This is a genomic window from Azotobacter beijerinckii (assembly GCF_900110885.1).
GTDB classification, from domain to species: domain Bacteria; phylum Pseudomonadota; class Gammaproteobacteria; order Pseudomonadales; family Pseudomonadaceae; genus Azotobacter; species Azotobacter beijerinckii.
Genome location: NZ_FOFJ01000118.1, coordinates 1 through 4,833 on the forward strand (window position 1 = coordinate 1; position 4,833 = coordinate 4,833).

At 62.4% G+C, this 4,833-nt stretch carries 6 protein-coding genes and 1 pseudogene; 2 read left to right on the forward strand and 5 right to left on the reverse strand.

Translation table 11 applies throughout. The features are described 5' to 3' along the window. A partial coding sequence (locus tag BMY22_RS22600) for a transposase (RefSeq protein WP_143068622.1) occupies window positions 1-378 on the forward strand: 378 nt, incomplete at its 5' end. A 145-nt stretch (window positions 379-523) separates the two neighbouring features. Here BMY22_RS22600 and BMY22_RS22605 read toward each other — a convergent pair. The 4 genes from BMY22_RS22605 to BMY22_RS22620 form a co-directional block, all read right to left on the reverse strand. Then, the gene (locus BMY22_RS22605) at window positions 524-928 is read right to left on the reverse strand and encodes a type II toxin-antitoxin system MqsA family antitoxin (RefSeq protein ID WP_090625551.1); all 405 of its coding nucleotides are present in this window, start codon (window positions 926-928) and stop codon (window positions 524-526) included. Between the two features lie 2 nt (window positions 929-930). Continuing rightward, entirely contained in the window at window positions 931-1,227 is a 297-nt protein-coding gene (locus tag BMY22_RS22610) for a type II toxin-antitoxin system MqsR family toxin (RefSeq protein ID WP_090625557.1), read from the reverse strand. Between the two features lie 528 nt (window positions 1,228-1,755). After that, window positions 1,756-2,067, reverse strand: coding sequence for a hypothetical protein (locus BMY22_RS22615; protein ID WP_090625553.1), 312 nt, complete (start codon window positions 2,065-2,067; stop codon window positions 1,756-1,758). 364 nt (window positions 2,068-2,431) lie between these two features. Continuing rightward, window positions 2,432-3,769: an IS1182 family transposase gene (locus BMY22_RS22620; RefSeq protein ID WP_090625554.1), complete on the reverse strand. Its 1,338-nt coding sequence runs from the start codon at window positions 3,767-3,769 to the stop codon at window positions 2,432-2,434. Between the two features lie 220 nt (window positions 3,770-3,989). Between BMY22_RS22620 and BMY22_RS25275 the strand changes: the two genes are divergently transcribed. Beyond that, entirely contained in the window at window positions 3,990-4,193 is a 204-nt protein-coding gene (locus BMY22_RS25275) for a helix-turn-helix domain-containing protein (protein WP_425265988.1), read from the forward strand. Window positions 4,194-4,514: 321 nt separating this feature from the next. On the opposite strand, the pseudogene BMY22_RS24560 reads toward BMY22_RS25275, so the two are convergent. Then, a pseudogene (locus BMY22_RS24560) lies at window positions 4,515-4,833 on the reverse strand (IS4 family transposase); the annotation flags it as partial.

Consider the following 4,833-nt stretch of genomic DNA (forward strand, 5'->3'; position numbering starts at 1 on the left):
CGCGTGGACGGGCTAACTGCTCCGCTGGTGCTCGACGGCGCCATGAACGGCCCGGCCTTCCTGGCCTATGTCGGGCAGGTCCTGGTTCCCGAGCTGACGCCCGGCGATATCGTGGTGATGGACAACCTGCCGGCCGACAAGGTGGCGCGGGTACGCCAGGCCATCGAAGGCGCAGGAGCCACACTGCGCTACCTACCCCCCTATAGCCCCGACCTGAACCCGATCGAGATGGCCTTCTCCAAGCTCAAGGCACTGCTGAGAAAGGCGGCGGCACGGACCGTGCCGGAGCTGTGGCGGAGCATTGGCGAGGTGATCGGGCAGTTCTCGGCGCAGGACTGCAGGCACTACTTCGAGGCGGCCGGATATGAATCGGGATAGGGTAAAAATGCTCTAGTTCGACAAGCTCTGGCGGAAAGTCTTGAACGGTGGCCGGGCGACTTTCGCTGGGATCGGCGATCTTGATCTGTGACGGGAGAGGATCAGCCGCACGGGCACATCTGAGAAGTTGTGCCCCGCGGGTCTGCTATCTCGGCGCTCTGATTTCTTCCAGCAGCTCTGGGTGTTTGTCCAGCACCTTGAGCAGTTGTACCGTCGACAGAGACGGCTTGGTCTTACCCAACTCATAACGCGAGAATGCATTGACCCCACCGCCAAAAATCTCGGCGGCTTCGCGCTGGTCGAGTGCCAGTTTCTTGCGCACGCGGGCGATAAAACCCGGATCGACGATGGCGGCATTCACCTGTTTGTTGAACGCCCGCACAGCCTCGCCGTAGCGGTCAGCCTCCGCCATCTCCAGCACAATCTCGGCGCATGCCGGGCAGAAGTCCCCGGTCACTGCCGGAATGGTGGTCGTCTCGCCCTTGTAGGTGTACAGCACGTCACGGGTGTCGTGCACCAGGTGGGCCGCACCGCATTCGGGACACTTCATGTTCATAGCTCCTTGAAGGACACGATCAGCACGCCTGCGTCGACCGTCAGCTTGAGATAGACATCGCCGAAGGCTGTGCTCGGGTGGTACACGTCCTGCCAGATCGTGTGATCGGCGTGGGTGGTCATGCTTTTGTAGAAGTCCGCCGGCGTCAGTGCCCGGACAACGTCGACCATCCCTGCGCGGTCGAACCCGAGCAGTTCCGCTCCGACGACAGCTGTCGCGGTCATGCGGATCTTCCCCGCCTCGAGTAGAGCTTTTACGACTTCCAGCTTGCAATGGGGTTTGCGTTTTTCCATGGGCACAGATTAACCCTTTAGGTTATAAGGCGCAAACTCCAAGGCTGCCTATATGCGCACCGACCGTCTCGAATTTTCGAGAGCCCACTTGTTGAGATCCGGGTCTGTGGTTTCCAGGTCCCCACACTTCACCCACATCCAGGCCCGTGTCACTGCATACAACATGTCTTGAATAGAACTGCTGTCGAATACCTCGACATCGACAACCTCCCTTCCACGGCACAGCAGTGTCAGGACTGGTCGACTTGTGTCGGACTCATGGCGATAGACGTATGCATCCCTGCCGGTATCTGCATGGCAGGTGACGACTTTATCGGGTCGTGTGTCCAGTATCGGGGTCGGTTTACTCATGATTTACTCCTCCAAGCCTGGTCATCCTTGGCGAGCTTCGCCTTTGTCCGTGGCTTCATCGGAGCGTAGACTGGCGCAATTCGTCCGGGAGGACGCCCGAATTCAGGCATCCTCTATCGAGTCATAGGCTGGCTGCGGTGCGGCAAGCGCGGAATGAGGCGCGGCACTGGCGTTTGGTCATGGTTTGTCGCCGAGCGATTTCTTCAAGAGCTCCCGGGCTTCCTGAATTAACGCATCGTCGCCGATTTCATCCAGAATCTTTTGGAATTCCTGAATCAACTCGGTGCCGTTCTTTATCCGGAACTCACGCCTGTCTCGCCGGTATTCCGGGTCGTCCCGGTTGAGGAAGTCGGCTATCTTCAGCGCCTTATCGGCCGCGTCGATTCGCTCGTTGTTCCCGATATCTTCGGACCTTGCAATGCTCGCGTAATACTCGAGTGCTTTCCCCAAAAGCTCGTACTGCTCCTCTGTCAGTTCGTCGTCTTCCACGGTCAATCCTCCTCGGTGAACTCGCCTTCGATGTCGTGGCCCTTCGGTCTGGACTGGCGTTGCTGCTCTGCTCCCGTGCTGCCGCTTCGACTGCTCCGGCCGCCCGCGACGCATTGGTCAAGAGCTCCAGGAACGCGTTGTGATCACCGCGCCCGACCGGGCACCGCTGATCCAGCGACCCGGACGGCGGCCAACGAAGGCGGCATCTTGTCGATCAGCTTCATGGCGATCCTAGCAGCCTGTCGGACTTGAACCCGACGGGCGACACAGTCGTGGGGTTAATTTCACAATGTGAGAGACGATGGGCATTCCAGGCGCCAAATCGGTTTTTTTGTTCGAAATCGCAATGCCCCTGTCCTTTTTCTCACTGCGGACGCAATACGGCCATGCGCTTGAAGTTCCACGCCAGGCACACCAGGGTCCATTCGTTGCGCACGTTGTCCAAGCCGCGCAGCAGAAACTGGCGGAAGCCCATCACTGACTTGATGATGCCGAACATCGGCTCGACCGTCTGCTTCCTGAGCGCGTAGGCCGCGCGGGTCTTGAGGGTGTGCTTCATCTGTTCGACCTGGCTGGCGGGCGCCTTGAGCGGCGCGGGCTCTTCAAAGCGGCTGCGCCAATCCGGATGGTGCGCATCGCGCCCCACGGCGATCAGCGGTTCGACCCCGGCGTCCTGGCGGCACTGGACGTTGTGTTCGCTGAAGAAGCCGGTGTCGGCCAGCAGTCGTTCGGGCCGATTGAGTCCTTCGGGTAGCGCCTGTATGCGGGCCAGCATCGATTCGACCTGCTCCTTGTCGTTGCCCGCCTGGGTGACGTGGGGGTTCATCACCAGCATCGACTCGGTATCGACCACCGCCTGGGCGTTGTAGCACTGCTCGAAGCCACCGCCGGCCACTTTCATGATGCGCGAGTCCTCGTCGGTCAGATTGATCTGGTCCTCGGCACTTGGGCCCGCCTGAGGCGGCTTGGGGGGCTTGCCGCCGGGCTTCTTGCCCGTGGCCGCCTGCTTGGCTTGGCGTTTGACCATCTTGGCCTCGTACTCGGCCTGCTCGCGCGCGAAGCGTTCGGCTGCGCTCGCCTCGATCCTGGCCTTGGCGGCGGCGATGGCCGCCAGCCGCGCTTCGCGGCGCGCGATTTCCTCAGGCAAATCCACGCCCTCGGGCACGCTGCCGTGATCGGCCGCTTCGGCCAGCTTGAGCATTTCCTGCACTTCGGCCTTGAGCTGGGCTTCGATCTTTTCGGCGTGCCCGTAGGAGAGCGCACGGTGACGACTGGCGTTGGCGTGGATCTTGGAGCCGTCCAGGCTCACCATGCCAAAGCGCGAGAGCTGGTTCTCGCGCGCCACTTGCAGCACCTGCACGAAGAGATCGGCGAACTGCTCGCCGAAGCGGCGCCGAAAGCTCGCCAAGGTGTCGTGGTCCGGGTGCTGGTCGCCGGCGATGAAGCGAAAGGCCAGCGAATCGTAGGTCGCTCGCTCGATCTTGCGGCTCGAATGCGTCCCCGTCGCGTAGCCGTAGATCAGCAGCGACAGCAGCATCGCTGGGTGGTAGGCGTCGCTTCCACGGCCGCTGTAGGCCCGCTCCAGCTCCGACAGGTCCAGCCCTTCCACCACGTCCACCACGTAGCGCGCCAAGTGCGAGTCCTGCACCGACGGCGGCAGTAGATACTCTGTTTGGCGATCTATAGGGCGGAATCGGCTCATGACTTCGGGGTTCGGCAGCGATACGCCATTTTACCGGGGATAGTCCGACAGGCTGCTAGAGCATTTTCTCTAAAAAATAGTTTGCCCGTCGCCTGGGAGTTGCCTTGGATCAAGGTCTCTGATTGGCTATCCCAACCCTCACTCGGGAGACACGCATGGCAAGAGCCTACAGTGTGGATCTGCGCAGCCGCGTGATCGAAGCGGCCCAGACAATGGCTCGATTCGCCAAGCTGCCCGGCGCTTCGGCGTGGGCGTCACGACGGCGACCCGCTGGGTCCGCCGCTGGCGCGAACATGGCGAGTCGTCTGCCCGTCGGCAAGGCAAGCCGCGGGGCTCCTGCCTGGATCCCCACCGGGACGACCTGCTCGCCCTGGTGGAGCAGACTCGTGACATGACCCTGGCCGAAATCGTGGCGCACTTGTAAGCCGAGCATGGCCTGAAGGTGGGCACCACGACGGTCTGGAAGTTCCTCGAGCTGCAGGGGCTGACCCGGCACACGCCGCCGAGCAAAAACGCCCGGACGTGAAGCAGGCCCGCGAGGCCTGGGTGGCCGGGCAGCCGTTGCTGGACCCCGCCCGGATCGTCTTCATCGACTAGACCGGCGCCTCGACGAAGATGGCCCGGCTGTATGGTCGCGCATTGTGCGGGGAGCGCTGCCTGGCCGCAGTCCCGCATGGGCACTGGACGTTCACGGCCGGTCTGCGGCTGGGTGGCCTGACAGCCAGCCCTTTCAAGGTCACCCCTTTCAAGGTCTTTTACTTTTCGAGGCCTTGATGAGGCGGTCGGTGGAGACATGGGCGCGAGCCGTCGCGGCATCGACCCAGGCCTTGGGCTTTTCCACCTTGGGGCCGCGCTTACTGGTCGCCACCTGGCTGGGCTTGATCTGTCGTGCCAATGCCAACAGGCGCTGTGCCAGTGTGCTGGCCGAATCGTCGGCCCAGGCGGGCCAGTGCTCCACCGCCAGCGCGACGAGCATCCCCTCGTAACGGCTTCTGACCTGCACCGCCAGGTGGTAGGGGGACGCCTCCCAGCCCTCGGGAAGCCGTTCGCGATGTGCCTGTTCC

Coding starts and splice junctions, on each gene's coding strand:
- BMY22_RS22605 (WP_090625551.1), bottom strand. CDS start 928: ATGAAGTGTCCCGAATGCGGTGCGGCCCACCTGGTGCACGACACCCGT.
- BMY22_RS22610 (WP_090625557.1), bottom strand. CDS start 1,227: ATGGAAAAACGCAAACCCCATTGCAAGCTGGAAGTCGTAAAAGCTCTA.
- BMY22_RS22620 (WP_090625554.1), bottom strand. CDS start 3,769: ATGAGCCGATTCCGCCCTATAGATCGCCAAACAGAGTATCTACTGCCG.